The sequence below is a fragment of the Pseudoduganella sp. OTU4001 genome (genome assembly GCF_038440195.1).
Lineage (GTDB): Bacteria > Pseudomonadota > Gammaproteobacteria > Burkholderiales > Burkholderiaceae_D > Rugamonas.
Genome location: NZ_JASATG010000011.1, coordinates 84,032 through 104,411 on the forward strand (window position 1 = coordinate 84,032; position 20,380 = coordinate 104,411).

The 20,380-nt window shown below is 64.5% G+C and carries 18 protein-coding genes and 1 riboswitch; of the genes, 12 read left to right on the top strand and 6 right to left on the bottom strand.

The genetic code is table 11. The features are described 5' to 3' along the window. Positions 1-33: 33 nt before the first annotated feature. The 8 genes from AAHE99_RS12645 to AAHE99_RS12680 all read left to right on the top strand — a co-directional run bounded on the left by AAHE99_RS12645 (position 34) and on the right by AAHE99_RS12680 (position 11,578). The gene (locus tag AAHE99_RS12645) at positions 34-1,503 is read left to right on the top strand and encodes a sodium:solute symporter (protein ID WP_342117661.1); all 1,470 of its coding nucleotides are present in this window, start codon (positions 34-36) and stop codon (positions 1,501-1,503) included. 26 nt (positions 1,504-1,529) lie between these two features. Further along, a complete protein-coding gene (gene sppA, locus AAHE99_RS12650; protein WP_342117663.1) occupies positions 1,530-3,404 on the top strand; it encodes a signal peptide peptidase SppA in 1,875 nt (624 codons plus the stop codon). A gap of 43 nt (positions 3,405-3,447) precedes the next feature. Next, positions 3,448-6,012 carry a chemotaxis protein CheB gene (locus AAHE99_RS12655; protein WP_342117665.1) on the top strand — a complete coding sequence of 855 codons (2,565 nt, stop codon included), beginning with the start codon at positions 3,448-3,450 and terminating at the stop codon, positions 6,010-6,012. Beyond that, positions 6,009-7,541, top strand: coding sequence for a PAS domain-containing sensor histidine kinase (locus AAHE99_RS12660; protein ID WP_342117666.1), 1,533 nt, complete (start codon positions 6,009-6,011; stop codon positions 7,539-7,541). Before AAHE99_RS12655 ends, AAHE99_RS12660 begins: the two co-directional genes overlap by 4 nt. Positions 7,542-7,610: 69 nt before the next feature. Next, a complete protein-coding gene (locus tag AAHE99_RS12665) occupies positions 7,611-9,746 on the top strand; it encodes a S46 family peptidase (protein ID WP_446728919.1) in 2,136 nt (711 codons plus the stop codon). Next, a complete protein-coding gene (gene pnuC, locus AAHE99_RS12670) occupies positions 9,743-10,357 on the top strand; it encodes a nicotinamide riboside transporter PnuC (RefSeq protein WP_342117667.1) in 615 nt (204 codons plus the stop codon). The genes AAHE99_RS12665 and pnuC overlap by 4 nt, the downstream gene beginning before the upstream one ends. Beyond that, a complete protein-coding gene (locus AAHE99_RS12675; protein WP_342117669.1) occupies positions 10,354-10,869 on the top strand; it encodes an ATP-binding protein in 516 nt (171 codons plus the stop codon). The genes pnuC and AAHE99_RS12675 overlap by 4 nt, the downstream gene beginning before the upstream one ends. A 4-nt stretch (positions 10,870-10,873) precedes the next feature. Then, positions 10,874-11,578 carry a hypothetical protein gene (locus tag AAHE99_RS12680; protein WP_342117670.1) on the top strand — a complete coding sequence of 235 codons (705 nt, stop codon included), beginning with the start codon at positions 10,874-10,876 and terminating at the stop codon, positions 11,576-11,578. Positions 11,579-11,627: 49 nt separating this feature from the next. Here the strand turns inward: AAHE99_RS12680 and AAHE99_RS12685 are convergent, their stop codons facing one another. Beyond that, a complete protein-coding gene (locus AAHE99_RS12685) occupies positions 11,628-13,715 on the bottom strand; it encodes a TonB-dependent siderophore receptor (protein WP_342117671.1) in 2,088 nt (695 codons plus the stop codon). A 72-nt stretch (positions 13,716-13,787) separates the two neighbouring features. Further along, a riboswitch (TPP riboswitch) is annotated at positions 13,788-13,887 on the bottom strand. Positions 13,888-13,894: 7 nt separating this feature from the next. Then, on the bottom strand, positions 13,895-15,064 hold the full coding sequence (locus tag AAHE99_RS12690; protein ID WP_342117673.1) for an iron-containing alcohol dehydrogenase: 1,170 nt from the start codon (positions 15,062-15,064) through the stop codon (positions 13,895-13,897). A 127-nt stretch (positions 15,065-15,191) separates the two neighbouring features. On the opposite strand from AAHE99_RS12690, the gene AAHE99_RS12695 reads away from it, so the two are divergent. From AAHE99_RS12695 to AAHE99_RS12705, 3 genes are read left to right on the top strand one after another with little or no spacing between them, the layout of a single operon-like run. After that, positions 15,192-15,491, top strand: coding sequence for a ferritin family protein (locus AAHE99_RS12695; RefSeq protein WP_342117674.1), 300 nt, complete (start codon positions 15,192-15,194; stop codon positions 15,489-15,491). Between the two features lie 9 nt (positions 15,492-15,500). After that, positions 15,501-15,959, top strand: coding sequence for an immunity 26/phosphotriesterase HocA family protein (locus tag AAHE99_RS12700; protein ID WP_342117675.1), 459 nt, complete (start codon positions 15,501-15,503; stop codon positions 15,957-15,959). 9 nt (positions 15,960-15,968) lie between these two features. Beyond that, positions 15,969-16,382, top strand: coding sequence for a GFA family protein (locus AAHE99_RS12705; RefSeq protein WP_342117677.1), 414 nt, complete (start codon positions 15,969-15,971; stop codon positions 16,380-16,382). Here AAHE99_RS12705 and AAHE99_RS12710 read toward each other — a convergent pair. Next, positions 16,379-17,641: an RNA polymerase sigma factor gene (locus AAHE99_RS12710; RefSeq protein ID WP_342117679.1), complete on the bottom strand. Its 1,263-nt coding sequence runs from the start codon at positions 17,639-17,641 to the stop codon at positions 16,379-16,381. The genes AAHE99_RS12705 and AAHE99_RS12710 overlap by 4 nt on opposite strands. Before the next feature lie 53 nt (positions 17,642-17,694). On the opposite strand from AAHE99_RS12710, the gene AAHE99_RS12715 reads away from it, so the two are divergent. After that, positions 17,695-18,687 carry a LacI family DNA-binding transcriptional regulator gene (locus AAHE99_RS12715; RefSeq protein WP_342117681.1) on the top strand — a complete coding sequence of 331 codons (993 nt, stop codon included), beginning with the start codon at positions 17,695-17,697 and terminating at the stop codon, positions 18,685-18,687. On the opposite strand, the gene AAHE99_RS12720 is transcribed toward AAHE99_RS12715, so the two are convergent. Genes AAHE99_RS12720 through AAHE99_RS12730 form a run of 3 tightly spaced genes read right to left on the bottom strand, consistent with a single transcriptional unit; the run spans position 18,684 to position 20,309 of the window. Continuing rightward, on the bottom strand, positions 18,684-19,376 hold the full coding sequence (locus tag AAHE99_RS12720; protein ID WP_342117683.1) for a YciI family protein: 693 nt from the start codon (positions 19,374-19,376) through the stop codon (positions 18,684-18,686). The genes AAHE99_RS12715 and AAHE99_RS12720 overlap by 4 nt on opposite strands. 11 nt (positions 19,377-19,387) lie before the next feature. Then, complete coding sequence (locus AAHE99_RS12725) at positions 19,388-19,813, bottom strand: YciI family protein (protein ID WP_342117685.1); 426 nt, start codon at positions 19,811-19,813, stop codon at positions 19,388-19,390. A 22-nt stretch (positions 19,814-19,835) separates the two neighbouring features. Then, on the bottom strand, positions 19,836-20,309 hold the full coding sequence (locus AAHE99_RS12730) for a VOC family protein (protein WP_342117687.1): 474 nt from the start codon (positions 20,307-20,309) through the stop codon (positions 19,836-19,838). Positions 20,310-20,380 lie beyond the last annotated feature (71 nt).

Genomic DNA, 20,380 nt, shown 5'->3' on the forward strand with positions numbered 1-20,380 from the left:
GCAGGCCAAAATGTTTCATGACTAGGTAATAAAATGTCACCTGTTTCGCTTTTCATCGTGGTGCTGGCCTATTTCGGCCTGCTGCTTGGCGTGGCCTGGGCCACTTCCCGCAACGCCAACAACGACAGCTTCTTCATCGGGAACAAGAGTTCGAACTGGATGCTGGTGGCCTTCGGCATGGTGGGCACCACGCTGAGCGGCGTCACCTTCATCAGCGTGCCGGGCGCGGTGGGGCGCGACGGCTTCGGCTACCTGCAGATCATGCTCGGCTACACGCTGGGCTATATCGCGGTGGCCTTCGTGCTGCTGCCGCTGTACTACCGGCTGAAACTGACCTCGATCTACCATTACCTCGACGTGCGCCTGGGGCGCCGTTCCTACCAGAGCGGGGCGGCTTTCTTCATCATTTCGCGCACGCTCGGCGCCACGGCGCGCCTGTACCTGGTGGTGAACATCCTGCAGGCGACCATCCTGGACAGCCTGGGCGTGCCGTTCTGGCTCACCAACGCGATCATCCTGGCCATGATCCTGCTGTATACCTACGAGGGCGGGGTCAAGACCATCGTGTGGACCGATACGCTGCAAACCAGCGGCATGCTGCTTGGCCTGGTGGCGTGCGCCGTGTTCCTGCTGAACCAGATGGATATGGGCGTGCTGGAAAGCCTGGACAAGATGCGCTCCAGCGGCCTGGCGCGCGTGTTCACGATGGACGTCGACAGCCCGGCCTACTTCTGGAAGCAGGTGCTGGCCGGCGCCTTCATCACCATCGCCATGACCGGCATGGACCAGGAGATGATGCAGAAGAATATCTCGGTCAAGACCTTGGGCGATTCGCAGAAAAACATGCTGACCCTGACCGCCATCCTGTTCGGCGTGCTGTCGCTGTTCCTGTTCCTGGGCGGCCTGCTGTACCTGTACGCGCCGCAGGTCGGGGTGACGGCGACCGGCGACAAGATCTTCCCGGCGGTGGTGATGGGCCACCTGCCGGCGGCCTTGCAGCTGGTGTTCATCATCGCCCTGATCAGCGCCTTGTTCCCCAGCGCCGATGGCGCGATCACGGCGCTGACGTCGTCCTTTTGCATCGACATCCTGGGCCTGAAGCGGCGCGACGACCTGGGCGAGGGCGCCCAGCTGCGCATCCGCCACCGCGTGCACCTGTCGTTCTGCGCACTGTTCCTGCTGCTGGTGATGGTGTTCAAATGGATCGACAACCCCAGCATGATCGGCGTGGTGCTGAAACTGGGCGGCTACACCTACGGGCCGCTGCTTGGCCTGTTCGCCTTTGGCCTGCTGAGCAAGCGCGCCGTCAACGACCGGCTGGTGCCGTGGGTGGCGCTGGCCGGGCCGCTGCTGTGCGGCCTGCTCGACTTTAACCAGCATTTGCTGTTCGTCAGCTACCGCCTGGGCCTGGAGCTGCTGGTCATCAATGGCCTGCTGGTCATGGCCGGGCTGTACCTGATTTCTTCAGCAGATAAAGCGAATGTCGCTTATAGTGTGAAGTAGTTATATTTTATGCACCAGGAGTAACGATGTCCCGCTCAGTTTTCTCTTATATCTGTGGTGGTTTTGCCTGGTTCTGGCGCGCCGTGGATAGCGGCCGCCGCACCACCATGAACCTGCTGTTCCTGCTGGTGGTGGTGATCCTGCTGGCCGCGATTTTCGGCGGCGGCGCCAAGCCGCTGTCCAACAAGACCATGCTGGTGCTGAACCTGGAAGGCGCACTGGTGGAGCAGTCGCACGGCAATAGCCGCGAAGCGCTGATGGCCGGCCTGGCCGGCGGCGAGGTGCGCAAGTCGGTGCAGCTGCGCGATGTTCTGAACGTGCTGGATGCGGCGGCCAAGGATCCGAATATCGGCGGCGCGGTCCTGATCCTGGATGAAATGCAGGGCGGCGGCCAGGCCATGCTGCGCGAGATCGGCGCGGCGCTGGACCGCTTCAAGGCCAGCGGCAAGAAGGTGATCGCCTGGGGTTCCAGCTACAGCCAGCGCCAGTACCAGGTCGCCATCCATGCCGACGAGGTTTACCTGCACCCGATGGGGATGGTGATCCTGGAAGGCTTCGGCGGACACCGCAACTATTATCGCGACGCGCTGGACAAGGTGGGCGTGACCGTCAACCTGCTGAAGGTCGGCACCTACAAGAGCGCGGCCGAGCCCTTCATCGCCAACGGCCCGTCGCCGGCGGCGGCCGAGGCGGAAGCCTTCCTGAACAACGACCTGTGGACGCGCTACACCGCCCAGGTGGAGCAGGCGCGCAAGCTGCCGGAAGGCGGCGTGATGAAGTTCATCGACAGCCTGCCGGCGCTGGTGCAGGACGCCAAGGGCAACCTGGCCAAGGTGGCGCTGGACGCCAAGCTGGTGGACGGCCTGAAGACCAAGGACGAACTGCGTGCGCTGGTGACCAAGCTGGGCGTGCATGATCCGGCGGCCAAATCGTTCCGCCAGGTGAGCTTTGGCGATTACCTGGCGCGCGTGTATCCGAAACTGACCGGCGATGCGGTCGGCGTGGTGATGGCGGTGGGCGAGATCAGCGACGGCGATGCCCCGGCCGGCCAGATCGGCGGCGCTTCCACTGCACGCCTGGTGCGCATGGCGCGCGAGGACAATTCGATCAAGGCGGTGGTGCTGCGCGTCGATTCGCCGGGCGGCAGCGCCTTCGGTTCGGAACTGATCCGGCGCGAACTGGAACTGACCCGCGCGGCCGGCAAGCCGGTCGTAGTGTCGATGGGGAATGTGGCGGCTTCCGGCGGCTACTGGATTTCGATGGCGGCCGACGAGGTGATCGCCGACCCGGCCACCATCACCGGTTCGATCGGCGTGTTCGCGCTGTTCCCGACCGTGGACAAGGTGATGGACAAGCTGGGCATCCACAGCGCCGGCCAGCCCACCACCTGGCTGGGCGGCGCCGGTAATCCGCTGCGGCCGATGGATCCGCGCTTCGGCCAGTTGATCCAGGGCGCGATCGGCCACACCTACGACGAATTCACCACCAAGGCCGCCAAGGCGCGCAACACCACGCCCGACAAGATCGACGCGGTGGGCCAGGGCCGCGTGTGGACCGGCGCGCAGGCGCAGGAGCGCGGCCTGGTCGATACGCTGGGCGGCTACAAGGATGCGCTGAAATCCGCTGCGCGCCGCGCCAAGCTGGCCGGCGAACCGCGCGTGGTGTATATCGAGCGCGAAGTGTCGCGCTTCGACAAGGTGCTGGAATTCTTCGGTGCGTCCGGCGCCCGGGCAGTGGCCAAGGCCTACGGCGAACAGGCGCGCACGGCGCTGCTGCCGGCGGGCGTGCCGGCCGGCGTCGCGCAGGAAGTGGTACGGGACCTGAGCTGGTTGAACGAGATGACTGTCCAGGGCAAACCATTCGTGGCGCTGACCCATTGCCTGTGCACGTCGCCGGACTGATTGTTGGTTTGCTATTTCCCCCTGGCACTGGCATCATGGTGGGATGACCAACCCCTTAGTTTCATCGGAGTCCGATGCCATCGATGGTCTGCGCCACCGCCAGGCGGTGCAGATCGTCGGCATGGGCGCATCGGCCGGCGGGCTGGACGCAATCTCTGAATTCCTTGCGTCGATGCCGTCCCGCACCGGGATGGCATTCATCGTGCTGCAGCACCAGGATCCTTCGCGCCGCGGCTTGCTGCCGGAACTGCTGCGCCGTATCACCACCATGGAAGTGTGCGAGATCGCCGAGTCGATCGAAGTGCGGCCCGACCATGTCTACGTGGCGCCGCCCAATTCCGACCTGGCCTTCGCCAACGACAAGCTGATGCCGGTGGAGGTATCGGAAAGCCACGGCCGCTATCCGATTGATTCCTTCTTCCGCGCGCTGGCCGCAGAAAAAGGGCAGGCGGCGGCCGGGGTGGTGTTCTCCGGCATGGGGACCGATGGCACGGCGGGCTTGCGCGCCATCCAGGAAGCCGGCGGCGTGACGCTGGCGCAGGAGCCGCTGTCGGCCAAGTTCGATTCGATGCCGCGCAGCGCCATTTCCGCCGGCGTGGCCGATTTCGTGGCGCCACCGGGCGCCATGCCGATGTGGCTATGCCAGGTGCGTTCGGTGCCGCACGGCGGGGCCCACGGCGCGGCGCGCGCGCGGCGCCAGGCCCTGCGCGAATTGATGTCGCTGCTGCAGCGCCACACCGGCAACAACTTCACAGAGTACAAAATGAGCACGGTGCTGCGCCGTATCGAACGGCGTATGAAGCTGCACCAGCTGGACTCGATGGAATCCTACGTTGCCTTCCTGCGCGAGAATCCGGGCGAAGTGCAGCTGCTGTTCCGCGAGATGCTGATCGGCGTGACCAGCTTCTTCCGCGACCCAGCCGTGTGGGAGCACCTGCGCAGCGAGACCATTCCGCAGCTGCTGGATGCCAATCCAGACGGCGCGGCTTTCAAGGCCTGGGTGCCGGCCTGCTCCACCGGCGAGGAAGCCTATACCCTGGCCATGGTGTTTGACGAAGCGATGTCGAAGGTCAATGAGACCGGCAAATACTCGCTGCAGATCTTTGCCACCGACCTGCATGGCGATGCCATCGACAAAGCGCGCCAGGGCGTGTTTGCGCGCGGCGTGGAGGATGCGCTCTCGCCGGCGCGGCTTCAGCGCTACTTCATCGCGGACGGTGCCGGCTACCGCATCCGCAAGGAGCTGCGCAATATGATCATCTTCGCGCAGCAGAACATCATTTCCGATCCGCCGTTCACCAAACTCGATATTCTTAGCTGCCGCAATCTGCTAATCTATTTCAACCCAAAGCTGCAGGAGCAGCTGATACCGTTGTTTCATTACGCCTTGAAACCGGAAGGCTTGCTGGTGCTGGGCAGTGCCGACACGCCGGGCAGCTATAACGAATTGTTCTGCCCAGTGCCAGGTTGCGGACGCATCTACCGCCGCCTGGACGCCAACACGCAGCGCGTGGCGAACTATTTCCCGACCAAGATCGCGAAGGCCGCGCAACCGAGTTCCACCGAAGTTACCACCATCACCATGAATGGCAATATCCAGACACAAGTAGAGCAATTGCTGCTCAAGGCCCATACGCCGGCAGCGGTCATGATCAACGCCGAGGGCGATATCCTGTATATCCATGGCCGTACCGGAACCTTCCTGGAGCCGGCGGCCGGCCGCGCCAACTGGAATATCCACGCCATGGCGCGCGACGGCTTGCGCTACGAGCTGGCCGACCTGATCGAGCGCGCCACGCGCAGCGAATCGACGGAAACGGTGCGCGAACTGCTGTTCAAGGACGGTGCCGCCTCGCTGCTGGTGGACATGACGGCCGAATTGCTGCGCGAGGAAGGTAGCCAGAGCGGCTACAACCTGCTGGTCACCTTCAATGGCGTGCCGGTGCCGCCGCGCAAGCGCGGCAGCCGCGGCGCCGATACGCGTCCGCAGGAACTCGAGCAGCAGCTGTCCATGGCGCGCCTGGAGTTGCAGGCCGTGCGCGAAGAGATGCAGACGTCGCGCGAGGAACTGAAGGCGGCCAACGAGGAACTGCAGTCGACCAATGAGGAACTGCAGTCGACCAACGAGGAGCTGACCACCTCGAAAGAAGAGATGCAGTCGCTGAACGAGGAGCTGTACACCGTCAACGCCGAGCTGCAGTCGAAGGTGGACGACCTGTCTCTGGTCAACAGCGATATGAAGAACCTGTTGAACAGCACCGACATCGCGGTGATCTTCCTGGACAGCCAGATGAATATCCGGCGCTACACCAACCAGGCCACCCAGCTGTACAAGCTGATTGCGACCGACCTGAACCGGCCTTTGAGCGATATCGCCAACGACCTGGTGTACCCGAATATGGAAGCCGACGCGCATGAAGTGCTGCGCAGCCTGGTGTTCTGCGAACGCCAGATCCCGACCCGCGACGGGCGCTGGTTCATGGTGCGCATCATGCCTTACCGCACCGTCAATAACGTGATCGACGGCCTGGTGCTGACCTTCGTCAACGTCACCGAACTCAAACTGCTGGAAGCGCGCCTGACGCCTGAAGGAGGCGTCAGCAAATGACCCGCACCGACGCCCTGCGCCAATGGCACGAGCTGCAAGTCAGCCAGCTGGAACTCGAAGTCCAGAGCGCCGCGCTGGCGGAGCTTGGGCGTCAGAAGCGCGAGGCCGAACAAGGCCTGCTGCGCTATGCGGGCCTGTTCGACCAGGCGCCGGTATGCTACCTGGCGCTGGCGCGCGACGGCATGATCGCCGGCGCCAACCACGCGGCGGCGGCGCTGTTCGGCGTGCCGCTGCACGATTTGCCGGGGCAGGCGGTGGAGCGGTTCCTGGCGCCGCATAGCCAGGTGGCGCTGCGCCACCTCTTGTCGGGCCTGCGCGCGGACGGCGCCAGTACGGCGATGGAGGCGCAGCTGTTCGACGCCCTCGGCGGCGCGCGCGTGCGCATCGAGGCCAACCTGGACCGCGCGGGCGAAGCGATCCGCATGGTGCTCACCGATGTGCGGCTGCGCGGCCAGCACGACGCCGCCTTGCAGCGCACCTTTGCGGTCCTGGATTCGCTGGGCGAGGGCGTGGCCGTGGCCGATGCCGGCGGCGCGATTGTGGCGGTCAACCCGGCCTTCAGCGCGATCAGCGGCTATGGCGAGGCGCAGGCGATCGGCAGCGCGCTGTCCGCCATCTGCGGCGAGGAAGCGCTGCTGGTGGCGCTGCACGACGGCAGCTGGCAGGGCGAACTGGCGGGCGCGCGCCCGGACGGGGGCGAGTTCCAGGCGGCGCTGTCGCTGCGCACCCTGGCGGGAACCGACGGCAGCGTGGCCGGCCTGGTGGCGGTGCTGTCCGACATCAGCCGCCGCAAGCAGGCCGAAACCGCGCTGCAGGACCTGCACCGCAACCTGGAAACGCGCGTGGTACAGCGCACCGCCGAGCTGCTGCACACCAATGGCCAGCTGCGCCAGCTGTCGGCCCATATGGCCTCGGTCAAGGAAGAAGAGCGCAAGCGCATCGCGCGCGAAATCCACGACGAACTGGGGCAGAACCTGTTGGCGCTCAAGCTCGACATCGTGCAGCTGAACGAGCGCATGGCCGGCCGCCAGACCCGCTTCGCGCGCCGTGTATCGGCCGCCCTGGCCAATATCGACGCCACCCTGCGCAGCGTGCGCGGCATCATGAACGAGTTGCGTCCTTCGGTGCTGGACCTGGGCCTGGCGGCGGCGCTGGAATGGCTGGTCAACGATTTCCGCCACCGCAGCAGCCTGCGCTACGATCTGGAATTGCCCGGCGAAGCCGAACTGGCGGCCATCGGCAGCGAAGCGAGCCTGGTGCTGTTCCGCATCGTGCAGGAAGCCCTGGTCAACGTGCTGCGCCACTCGCGCGCCACGCAAGTGGCGGTGCGCCTGGCGGTGGGGCAGGGCGCGGTGGTGCTGGAGGTGGAGGATAACGGCATCGGCATCGCGCCGGCCTGCCGCGAACGTCCCGGTTCCTTTGGCCTGATCGGCATGCAGGAGCGTGCCGACGCCCTGCACGGCAGTTTTGCCCTGAACGACTATGAGCCGGGCGCCGGTTGCTGCGTCACGGTGCGCCTGCCGTTGTAATTAAGTCAATAGCCCTGCGGCCCCGGAACGCATATACTGCCGGTGCTTTTATCTGTTCAGGGGATTGTCTTGCTTAAAAAAATCGCACTTTCGGCTGCTTTGGCAGCTGCTTTCGCTCCTGCCATGGCCGACGAGGGCCAATGGCAACCGCACCAGCTGCCTCAATTGAAGGCGGAGCTGAAGCGCATCGGCATCACGATCCCGGCAGAACGCCTGGCCGACCTGTCCAAGCACCCGATGAGCGCCATGGTGTCGCTGGACGGCTGCTCGGCGTCCTTCGTCTCCCCGGACGGCCTGGTGGTCACCAACCACCACTGCGCCTACGGCGCCATCCAGCGCAATTCGACCGCTGAAAAGAATTACATCGCCAACGGCTTCCTGGCCAAGACCCGCGCCGAAGAACTGCCGGGCGGCCCGACCACCCGCGTCTACGTGACCGACAAGCTGGAAAACGTGACCGCGCGCGTGAACGATGGCCTGGACAAGCTGTCCGGCAAGGCGCGCCACGAAGAAGTGAAGAAGCGCATCAAGGCCCTGATCGCGGAATGCGAAAGCGATAAGATCTACCGCTGCTCCGTGCCGGCCTTCCACCGCGGCGCCGAGTACTACCGCATCCGCCAGATGATGATCAAGGACGTGCGACTGGTGTACGCGCCGGCCGAATCGATCGGCAACTACGGCGGCGACATCGACAACTACGAATGGCCGCGCCACACCGGCGACTATTCCTTCCTGCGCGCCTACGTGGGCAAGGACGGCCGTCCGGCCGACCCGTCGCCGGACAACGTGCCGTATAAATCCAAGGACTTCCTGGTGGTTTCCGCCGAAGGCCTGAAGAACGGCGACCCGATCCTGCTGGCCGGCTACCCGGGCCGCACCAGCCGCTACAAGCTGCCGGTCGAAATCCGCTTCGCGCGCGACAGCAACTACCCGGCCATGGTGGCCGACTACCAGGCCGACCTGGATGCCATCGACGCCGCCACCAAGGGCAAGCCGAACGACGTGGTGCGCTACGCGTCCGTGGTCAAGTCGATCAACAACCGCATGAAGAAGACCCAGGGCCTGCTGGACGGCTTCGCGCGCAAGGACATCGCCGCCATCAAGGACGCCCAGGACGCCGGCTTCCGCACCTGGTACGGCAAGCAGCCGAACGCTTCGGCCGCCATGCTGGCCGAGCTGGACGCCGCCATCGCCGCCGACATGGCGCTGACCAGCGAGGAATTCGCCTACGGCGTGGCGACCTACAGCGACCTGCTGAAGAGCGCCCGCACCCTGTACCGCCTGGCGCTGGAAAAACAGAAGCCGGACGCCGAACGCGAGTCCGGCTTCCAGGAGCGCGACATCGCCAACATCAAGGGCCGCCTGACCCGCCTGGAGCAGTCGCTGGTGGCATCGGTCGACCAGGCGCGCTACACGGCGGGCCTGCAGCGCTACGCCAAGCTGGATGCCAAGCTGCATCCGCAAGGCCTGGATGCGCTGGTGCCTGCCGCCGACGCCGTGCCGGCCATGTACGCGCAATCCAAGCTGGCCGACACCAAGGCCCGCCTGGCGTGGATGGATGCCGCACCGGCCGCCTTCGAGCAGAGCGACGACCCGTTCATCAAGCTGGCCGTGCGCATGCACCAGGTGGCGCTGTCGTTGGAGGACCGCCGCAAGGAAGTCGACGGCAACCTGGAAAAGTTCATCCCGCAATACATGGGCGCCGTGATCGCCTGGAAGAAGTCGCAAGGCAAGCCGGTCTACCCGGACGCCAACTCGACCCTGCGCGTGACCTACGGCACCGTCTCGGCCTATTCGCCGAAAGACGGCCTGACCAAGGGCCCGTTCACCACGGTGGAAGGCATCGTCGAGAAGTTCACCGGCAAAGACCCGTTCGACGCGCCGAAAGGCCTGCTGGAAGCGGTCAAGGCCAAGCGCTACGGCCAGTTCAAGGATCCGGTGCTGGGCACCGTGCCGGTCAACTTCCTGTCCTCGGCTGACACCACCGGCGGCAATTCCGGTTCCGCCATCGTCAACAAGCGCGGCGAGCTGATTGGCCTGAACTTCGATTCGACCTACGAGTCCATCACCAAGGACTGGTATTTCGACACCGACATCACGCGCGCCATCCACCTGGACGTGCGCTACATGCTGTGGGTGATGAAGGAAGTCGACCATGCCGACAACCTGCTGCAGGAAATGAAGATCAAGTACCCTAAAAAGTGAACGAGACTATTTCCCTGTTCGGCCTCGCCGCCACCACGCCGCTGGAGCTGGTCTCCTTCGTGCTGTCGGTGGCGACGGTGTGGCTGAATATCCGCCAGAACCACTGGGCCTGGCTATTCGCCATCCTGTCGTCCGCCACCTACGGCGTGGTGTTCTTTGGCGCCAAGCTTTATGGCGACATGGCCCTGCAGGGCGTGTTTGTATCGGTGTCGTTCTGGGGCTGGTACCAGTGGCTGCATGGGAACCAGGGCAAGGCGCTGGGCGTGTCCACGCTCGACATGCGCGGACGCATGCTGGCCGGCGTGGCCTGGCTGGCATGCTTCGGCGTGCTGGCCTGGTTCCTGCGCAGCTTCACCGATACCGACGTGCCGAATGCGGACGCTTTCCTGACCGCCGGCAGCCTGGTTGGCCAGGCACTGCTGTCGCGCAAGAAGATCGAGAACTGGCATGTCTGGATCATCGTCGACGTGCTGTACGTCGCGCTGTACGTGCATAAAGGCCTGATGCTGACCGCCGTCCTGTACGGCATGTTCGTCGCGATGGCGATTGCCGGCCTGCTGGCCTGGCAGGGCAGCAGCGCCGAACCGGAAGAAGCAGTCGTCTGGAAATGAAGCGCCCTTACCGCGTCGCCATCATCGGCGCCGCATCGTCCGGCAAGACCACCCTGGCGCAGGCCCTGGCAGAGCGCTATGGCGCGCTGTGGGTGCCGGAGTACCTGCGCGAGTTCTGCGACGTACGCCAGGGCGTTCCTGTAGCCGGCGACCAGTTCCATATCGCTACCACCCAGGTGGCGCGCGAGGAGGCGATGGCCGCACAAGGCGGCCGTTTCCTGTTCTGCGACACGACGCCGCTGATGACGGCGGTGTACAGCATCCACTACTTCGGCGGCATTGACGACCAGCTTGAAAGCCTTGCTTCGTCGCGCCAATACGACATTACCCTGGTCTGCAAGCCGGAATTTGCATGGATACCCGACGGACTTCACCACGAAGAGGAAGATGTCAGCGGTATTATTGATGCAATATTGCTCGCAGAGCTGGCCCGGCGCGGCGTCCCATACACGCGCATCAGCGGCAGCCTCGAGGAACGCTTACTGCAAGTAGCACAACTGCTAGGGGACTGAAGCGATGAAAAGACTGCTCGTACTGGCCGCCATGCTTCCACTGGCGGCGTTGGCGGAGACGGGCTACTACATGGTCACCACCTACGATGTGGAAGGCCAGGCTTCAATCGACTACAAGTACTGGAATGCCCATTACAAAAATTCGCGCAATGTAGCCAGCCCGGAGATCGGCATCGGCTATGGCGTGACGTCGCGCTGGTATACCGAAGTCACCGCGCAGTGGGTCCAGTTCAACGGCCGCCAGACGCGCGCCACCGGCGTGGAGTGGCAGAACGATTTCCTCCTGACGCAGGGCCAGTATGACGTGGATGTGGCGCTGCATACGCTGGTGGAGCGTGCGCGCCGGCGCGACAACGGCTACTACGTGGAGTTCGGGCCGGTGCTGCAGACGCAGGTCTGGCGCACGCAGCTCAATTTCAACCTGTTCTTCCAGCGTGAGATGGATAACGGGCTGCAGAACGAGACCGAGCTGGCTTACCAGTGGCAGGTCAAGCAGCGTTGGAAGCCGTGGTTCGCGCCGGGCTTGCAGGGGTTTGGGGAGGTGGGGAAGTGGAATGACTGGCTGCCGTCGAAGCAGCAGTCGCACCGGGCCGGGCCGGCGCTGTTTGGCGAGCTTGGCCGCGTCAAGTACGAGGCGGCCTACTTGTTCGGGAAGAACTCGCGACGGCCGGCCAATTCGTTCACCATGCGCGTCCAGTACCTTTTCTAGAACCGGTAAACCAGGGTCAGACCCTTGGGTCTGACCCTGGTTTACCGGTTTAAAAGTCGACCTGAGCCGACACCTGGAAAGTACGCGGCGCACCCGGGAACAGATACCCGCCCAGATCCGGCGTCACATCACGCCAGTAGAATTTATCGAAGGCATTCTTCACCTGCGCCCGCAGGATCACCGACGAACCGCCCATGCGGGTAGCATAAGACCCACCCAGGTTCACTACATGGTAAGCCGGCACCATGACCTTGTTCTCCAGGTCAAAAGCCTTCTTGCCCGCATACTGCCAGTTGGCAGTCAGCTTCAGCCCCGGCACAGCGGAAACCACATAATCCGCCCACACGGTCGACTTAAAGTTCGGCACATTGGTCACACGCTTGCCGTCATAAATCGCCAGCCCGGTCCCATCCTGCTCGGTATCAATGGCCGCAGCAGAAACGCCCAGCAGCAATTCGCGCGACACCTTACCCTGCGCCATGAATTCCACACCGCGGTGGCGGTCGTCGCCCTGGCGCACGAAGGTGTTGCCCGGATTGGTGAACTCCAGCCCCTGCTCGATCTGGTACACGGCAGCCGACAGCGAAATGCCATTGATCTCCGCCTTCGCACCCGCTTCCACCTGCTTCGACTTGCCCGGCGCCAGAGCGGTATTCCGGTTGCTGGTCTCAATCGGCGCCACGCCGCCATGCTGCAGGCCCTGCGCGTAGGAAGCATAGTAGGACAGCTTGCTGGAAGGGCTGAACACCAGCGACACATTCGGCAGCCAGAAGTTGTCGCTGGTCGGCGCAGCGGTGGCCTGGGTACGGCGCACCGACACGTAGCGCGCGCCCGCGTGCAGCGCCACTTGCTCGCCCAGGCCGATGATGTCGTGCACGAATGCAGCACGCTCATGGTCGGTACGGCGCTCGGACACCGGTCCCAGGACGCCGGTCGACATCGGCACCACCACCGGGTGGAAGATATTGCTCACACCCGCGTAGTCGTACACATAGTCGCCCCAGCGCTCATGGTTGCTGAAGAAGGACAGGCCGCCGGTCAGCTCGTGCTTGATGCCGCCGGTCGCGAACTTGCCTTGCAGCTGGGCCTTGGCCGACAGCGGCTTTTTCTCTTCGCCCAGGCTGCGGTAGTCGTACACGTCGTAATCGCCGTTGCTGCAATAGCCCGGCCACAGTTCCTCGCTCGAGCAGCCGTAAGGGAAGGCGGTGTAGTCGTCGCGCTTGAAGTGGTGCTGGTTGGCGCTGACGGCGGCTTTCCACTCAGGCGAGAGCTGGTATTGGAAGGCGATGCCGATATTGCTCGATTCGGTCTCCACCGGCTTGGCCCATGGCTGGTCGTTCAGGAAGATGTCGGCATCGACCACCGGCAGCTGGGTGCCTCCGGTCAGCTGGAAGCCAGGCGCGGTCTTTTGCGACTTCTTCTGGAAGTCGCCGTCCACGGTCAGCAGCGCCTGTGGGCTGATGCGCCAGTCGAAGGCGGCGGAGACGAAGCTGCGGTGGCCGTCGGCGCCCTTGATGATGGAGCGCATGCGCTCGCCGGCAGCGTTGATGCGGTAGCCGAAGCGGCGGTCTTCGAAGCGGCCGCCCAGGTCCACGGTGCCCAGCACGGAACCGCGCTCGCTCACTTCCAGCACCACGGAACGCAGGTTGGCGTCGGTCGGGCGCTTGGTCACGTAGTTGACGATGCCGCCCGGCGCCGCGACGCCCATCTGCAGGCCGGCCAGGCCGCGCAGCACTTCGATGCTTTCCTTGTTTTCCAGAGGGATCTGGGTGTCGCCGGAGATCGCATGGCCGTCCTTGCGGTAGGAACTGGCGTTATCGAGCTTGAAGCCGCGGATCGAGAATTGCTCGGCATAGCCGACGGCGTTGTAGGCGTCGCCGATGGCGGCGTCGAATTTTACGGCGTCGCTGGTGTTGCGGATGTTCAGGTCCTGCAGCTGTTCGCGCGTCAGCACGCTGACGGAGGCCGGGGTTTGCAGCAAAGCCTGTTCGCCGAAACCGGCGACAGAGGCGCGGTCGGCTACGATGCGGTTGGCGGTGATGACCACTTCGGTCATTTTCTGGTCCTGCGCGTGGGCGGCAGGGGCGAAGGCGGAAGCGATGGCCAGTGCGGCCAGGGTGAGGCGGGTGCTGTTCATATTGTGCTCTTGCTGTGCGTGTGCGCCAGCGGGGAGAGCACGAGTGTGAGGCGGGGCCCGGGTTCCCGGGCCTTCAACCGTCTTGCGCTTTCCTTCGCTGGCATTATCCAGATCAGGTTCGGAGGGTATTTCTCACCCCGCGCACATTGCGCGAGGACCCCTAGCGAGGCGGTATTGTACTACAGGCTCAGTTGCAGCGCCTGGCGCACGTCGGCCGGCGTGATATCGCGCCGTTCGCCCAGGCCGGTGATGCCGGCGGTTTCCAGCGCCGCCACGGTGGCGTCGATGGCTTCGGGACCCAGGCTGTAACCTGACAGGCGGGTCGGCACGCCCATCTGCTCGAAGAAGGCGCGGGTGCGCGCGATGGCGAGATCAATGCGCTCGTCTTCGCTGCCCTGGCTGGCGCCGAGACCCCACACGCGCTCCGCATACTGCAGCAGCTTGCCGCGCTTGGCCTCGCGCCGGATTTGCAGGATGCCCGGCAGGACGATGGCCAGCGTCTGCGCATGGTCCAGGCCAAACAGCGCGGTCAGCTCGTGGCCGACGCCGTGGGTAGCCCAGTCCTGCGGCACGCCGACGCCGATCAGGCCATTCAGCGCCATGGTGGCCGTCCACATGATATTGGCGCGCACTTCGACGTCGTCCGGGCGCTCCAGCACTTGCGGACCCAGTTCCAGCAAAGTTTGCAGCAGGCCTTCGGCGAAGCGGTCCTGCACCGGCGCGTTGGCCGGGTAGGTCAGGTATTGCTCGGTGGTGTGCACGAAGGCATCCACCACGCCATTGCCGACCTGGCGCAGCGGCAGGGTCAGGGTCTTGGCCGGGTCCAGCACCGAGAAGCGCGGGTAGACGTGGGGCGACATGAAGGCGCGTTTTTCCTGCGTCGAAGCGCGGCTGACCACACTGGCGCTGTTCATTTCCGAACCGGTGGCCGGCAGCGTCAGCACGGCGCCGAAGGGCAGGGCGCCCTTCACGGCCTTGCCGCCGATTTTCAGGATGTCCCACGGGTCGCCGTCGAACAGCGCCGCCGCAGCGACGAATTTGGTGCCGTCCACCACCGAGCCGCCGCCGACGGCCAGCAGGAAGTCGATCTTCTCGCGCTGCACCAGCTCGACTGCTTTCATCAGCGTTTCGTAGCGCGGATTCGGCTCGATGCCGGAAAACTCCAGCACAGGATGGGCCAGGCCGGCCAGCGCGGCGCGCACCTCGTCATAGGTGCCATTGGTCTTGATACTGCCGCCGCCGTAGAGCATCAGCACGCGGGCGGTGGCGGGAATATGTTTCGCCAGGGCGGCGATCTGGCCCTTGCCGAAAATGACACGGGTCGGGTTGTGGAATTCAAAGTTTTGCATAGTGCCCGGCATTATCGCGCAATTCCCGCCCAGCCGTGCGACACTCCCAAAACGGCCTTGCTACACTTGAGAAATCCGCGCCGCAGGCTGACAATGCGTGTATCCGTACGCCTAAGGAGAGTGAGATATGACACAGGAACACGTGGTCGAGCCGCGCGATTACCTCAATGCCCAGGTGCTGGACATGCACCGTGCCTTGACGTCGCTGAGCGAGAAAATCGAAGCACTGGATTTGCATAACCAGCGCATTGAAACGTGCACCGACCCCGAGCTGAAGCTGGTCATGGCCAGCCACCGCGATTCCACGCGCAAGCAGATTGCGATGCTGCTGGAATGGGTAAGGCGGCGCGACCCGAAACTGGATAAGGAAATGAAGGATGCGCTGTTCAAAGCGGGCCCCATTGCCGCCCAGTATCATTACGAGTAAAGGAATTGAATGAAGTTGCAGCCGTACCGGGAGGGCAGCTGGTTTGCCGTCCCGCTCAGGAATGGCGGTTATGCCACAGGTTTGGTGGCGCGCCTGTCACCGCAGGGGAAGGTCATGCTGGCTTATCTGTTCGGGCCGACGCATTGGACCTTGCCGACGCTGGCCGATGTGCAGGACCTGTCGGCCAGTGACGCGTTGAAGGTAATCCGCACCGGAGATATCGCGGTTGCGAACGGGCGCTGGCCGGTGATCGGGAATACCGTCGGCTTCCAGCGCGAAGCGTGGCCGGTACCGATGTTTATCCGCCGCGCCGATGCATTGAAACGGGCCTGGCAGGCCACGTACGGCGACGATCCGGCCAAGCCGGAGCGCGAAGTGTCCGTGCCCTATGACACGGAGGGGTTGGAAAGCGATTCGCTGTACGGCTACGGATCGGCGGAACTGCTGATGACCAAGCTGCTGGAGTAGGGAGGCCCTATGTACCTGGGCGGCTGTTTTTGTGGCGCGGTGCGCTATGAGGCGGATGCGCCGGTGCTGAACTGCACCTGGTGCCATTGTTCGATGTGCCGCGGGGTGTGCGGTGCGCCCAGCGTGGCGTGGTTCAGCGTAGCGCGCGCCCAGTTCCGCTATGTGCGCGGCCAGCCTTCGGCCTTCCATTCCAGTCCCGGCGTGCGGCGCGAGTTCTGCGGCGTGTGCGGCACCCAGCTGACTTTCGCCGACGGCCGCACGCCGCAGGAAATCGACATCACCACCTGCAGCCTGGACGATCCGGAAGCTTTGCCGCCGGAAGACCACACCTTTGCCGGCAGCCGCCTGCACTGGGAGGCGATTTGCGACGACCTGCCGCGCTACCTGCGTACGCGCGGCGATGGGGCGCTGGAGAGCGCCTAGGCCTGGCAGGCGGCCGCCCGCGCCAGCAGCAGGTCGCGTTCGCGCTCATTCTGGGTGAGCGCCGCCGCCCGTTCGAATTCCACCCGGGCCTCCTTCTGGCGCTCCAGCTTGAACAGCAGGTCGCCGCGCACGCTGGGCAGCAGGTGGTACTGCTTGAGCGCCGGCTCGTCCAGCAGCTGGTCCACCAGTTCCAGCCCCACCGCCGGTCCATAAGCCATGGCCAACGCCACCGCGCGATTGAGTTCCACCACCGGCGACGGCGCACGCGTTGCCAGCGCGTGATACAGGTCGGCGATCATCTGCCAGTCGGTCTGCTCGGCGCGCCGCGCCCGCGCGTGGCAGGCCGCAATCGCCGCCTGCAGCAGATACGGTCCCGGCACCCGCCCCAGGGCCTGCGCCCGCTCCAGCGCCGCCAGCCCGCGCCGGATCAGCATCTGGTCCCAGCGCGTACGGTCCTGTTCCAGCAGCAGCACCGGCTTGCCCTGCGCGTCGGTGCGGGCGCGCGAACGGGACGACTGGATTTCCATCAGCGCCACCAGGCCGTGCACCTCCGGTTCGTCCGGCGCCAGCTCGGCCAGGATGCGACCCAGGCGCAACGCCTCATTGCACAGGGCAGGGCGCATCCAGTCGGTGCCCGCGCTGGCCGAATAGCCTTCGTTGTAGACCAGGTAGATCACCTGCAGCACGGCCGCCAGGCGCTCTTCCAGCTCGGCGCCGCGCGGCACCTCGAACGGTACCTTGGCGTCGCCCAGCGTGCGTTTGGCGCGCACGATGCGCTGCGCCACCGTCGCTTCCGACGCCAGGAAGGCGCGCGCGATTTCGTCCGTGGTCAGGCCGCCCAGCAGGCGCAGGGTCAGCGCCACGCGCGCTTCCATGGTCAGCACCGGGTGGCAGGAAATGAAGATCAGGCGTAGCAGGTCGTCGCCGATATTGTCGTCCAGCTCGCGCTCCAGGTCGGGCGCGGCGTCCTGCAGCAGGCCTTCGATTTCATAGGTCAGTTCCGGCTCTTTTTCCTGCGCCAGCTTCTGGTGGCGCAGGTAGTCGAGCGCCTTGTTTTTCGCCGCCTGCATCAGCCATGCCGCCGGGCGCTCCGGCGTGCCGTTTTCCGGCCAGGTCTCCAGTGCGCTGACCATGGCTTCCTGCGCCATTTCCTCCGCCAGCGCCACGTCGCGCAGCATGCGCGTGAGGACGGCGATGATCTTGGCTTCTTCAATGCGCCAGACGGCGACGATGGTGCGGTGGATGCTGTTGTCGTTCATGCATCTACTTTAGCATGATAAACTCAATCTCTTTTCGATCGAAAACCAGGGCAATGAAGAAGAGCGTAGCGACAATCCGCGATGTAGCCACCGCCGCAGGGGTTTCCACGGCCACGGTCTCCAAGTTCGTCAACGGCACGCAGCGCTTTTCACCGGCAGTCGAAGCCCGCCTGACCAGCGTCATCGAGCAACTGGGCTACCGCTCCAACCCGATGGCGCAGTCGATGATCACCGGCCGTACCAAGGCCATCGGCCTGTCTGTGCTGGATATCACCAACCCGCACTTCACCAGCGTGGTCAAAGGCGCCAACCGTGTGGCCCAGGCGCATGGCTACACCGTACTGCTGGTCGATACCGAGGAAACCCAGGAGCGCGAACGCCAGTTGCTGGAGGCGCTGAGCCGGCGCGTGGACGGCATGATCGTGTATTCGCGCACGCCGGAAGAAGAATTGGGCTGGCTGCTGGCGCTGGACCGTCCTGCCGTCTATTTTGGCCGTCCCGAACGCCTGGCGCTGCCTGCCGTGGCCAGCGACGACCAGCTGGGCGCCTTCATGGTGACGCGCCACCTGCTGACGCAGGGCCATAAGCGGGTGGCCTACCTCAGCTTCGCCCCATCGCGCCGCGACCGCGAACGCATGGCCGGCGTGCGCGAGGCACTGGCGGCGCTCGGCCTGGAGCTGACGGTGTTCGAAGCCGATGCGCCAAGCGCCGACGGCGGCGAAAGATTGTCCTCGGCCATCATGCTGGGCCGCCAGCCGCCCGATGCGCTGGTCTGCTACAACGACCTGACGGCGCTGGGCTTCCTGAAAGGTGCGCAGGAATTGGGCTTCAATGTGCCGGACGATATTTCCGTGGCCGGCTTCGACAACATCCAGTACGGCAGCTTCGCCACGCCGGGCCTGACCAGTGTTGACCTGCATAGTGAACGCATGGGCGCTGCGGCGATGCAGAAGCTGCTCGCCTCCATCGAGGGCCAGGAAGTAGAGCCGCTGACGGTGATCGACGCGCAGCTGGTGCTGCGCGGCTCGACCACTACCCGCGCTTAAAGCGCGACCTTGCGCAGTTCCACTTCCATATCGCCCGGGTTAGGGTAGGGATAGGACTTGACCCAGGCAATCACCTCGTCGCGCGATGCGGCGTCGACAGCCCAGTAGCCGGCGATCAGTTCCTTCACTTCGGCGAACGGACCGTCGGTGATGAAGGGCTTGCCGCCGCTGAACTTGACGCGCGCGCCGCGCGCTGTCGACTTCAGGCCCTCGCCGGACAGGGCGATGCCAGCCGCCACACCGGCCTGGTTGGCGCGGTTCATAATGTCGATGATGGCGGCCGGCGGCTCAAAGTCCTGCTCCGCGACGGGATCTGAGCGCAGCAGGATGGCCCAGGCAGTGTGGCTGGGCGCCTTGCCGGTGTCGAAACCGACGCAGCCGCCGGGGCAGCCCGCCTCGCGCACTTCGACGGTGGCGCCGCCTTCCGCGTCGGTGCTCGGCCAGCGCGCAGCCAGTTCGCTGGCGGCGCGCCGGTCTTCGGCATCGATGAAGGTGAAGCCGGCCACGCTCACATCGTCGAACGGGCCTTCCTCATATAGCCACTGGCCGTCGCGGCGGCGCATTCGCAGGCCGCCGTCGGCGCTGCAACGCAGCCACTTGGCACCCGGTACGGCCCGCACCAGTTCAGCGGATGGAAAATCATCCAGTTCCGACGCGGCGTCGGCCTTGCGAATTACCATGTACTGCATTGCAATCTCCTTTATGCGCGCGCGGCGATCTTGTCGGCGATGCGCTGTTCCTGCTCGCGCAGTTCCGGCGTGAACTCGGCGCCGAAGTCTTCGGCCTCGAACACCTGGCGGATTTCGATGTCGGAATCGCTTTCCATCGGGTTAGGGCAGCGCTTGACCCATTCGATGGCTTCGTCCAGCGACTTGACCTGGATCAGCCAGAAGCCGGCGATCAGCTCCTTGGTTTCCGAGAACGGGCCGTCGATCACGGTGCGCTTGTTGCCCGAGAAGTGCACGCGGGCGCCGCGCGAACTTGGGTGCAGGCCTTCGCCGGCCAGCAGTACGCCGGCATTCACCAGTTCTTCATTGAACTTGCCCATGGCTTCGAGCAGTTCGGTGCGGGGCATCTTGCCGGCTTCGGATTCCGGGCTGGCCTTGACGATGAGCATGAATCGCATAACGGTGTCTCCTAAAAGTTGATCAAGCTTTGCCGCATTCGGGCATGGTTTTTTTCATTTCTTCCTGCATCTGCTCGGGCGTCAGGTCGCGCTTGTGCGTGGCGATCGACCAGTTATGGCCGAACGGGTCCACCAGCACGCCGTAGCGGTCGCCCCAGAACATATCGGCGGGCGGCATCTTGGCAGTGCCGCCGGCGTCGACCGCCCGCTTGTAGACTGCGTCGACGTCCTCCACGTACAGGTGCAGGGTAACGGGCGAGCCGTTCAGGTGTTTCGGACCGAAGCAGCCCATGTCCGGGAAGTCGTCGACCAGCATGATATTGGAATCGCCGATTTTGATCTGGGCGTGCATGATTTTGCCGCCAGGCCCTGGCATACGGGCGGTTTCGACGGCGTTGAAGGCTTTCTTATAGAAAGCAATGGCGTCGGCGGCGCCTTCGCAAACCAGGTGCGGGGTGACGGAACGCATATCTTCTGGAATCGGTTTGACAGTCATGGTGGATCTCCGTTGTAGTTGAGAATTCTGGACACCGTTTTGCGGCCTCCATACTCCCACGACGAACGGCG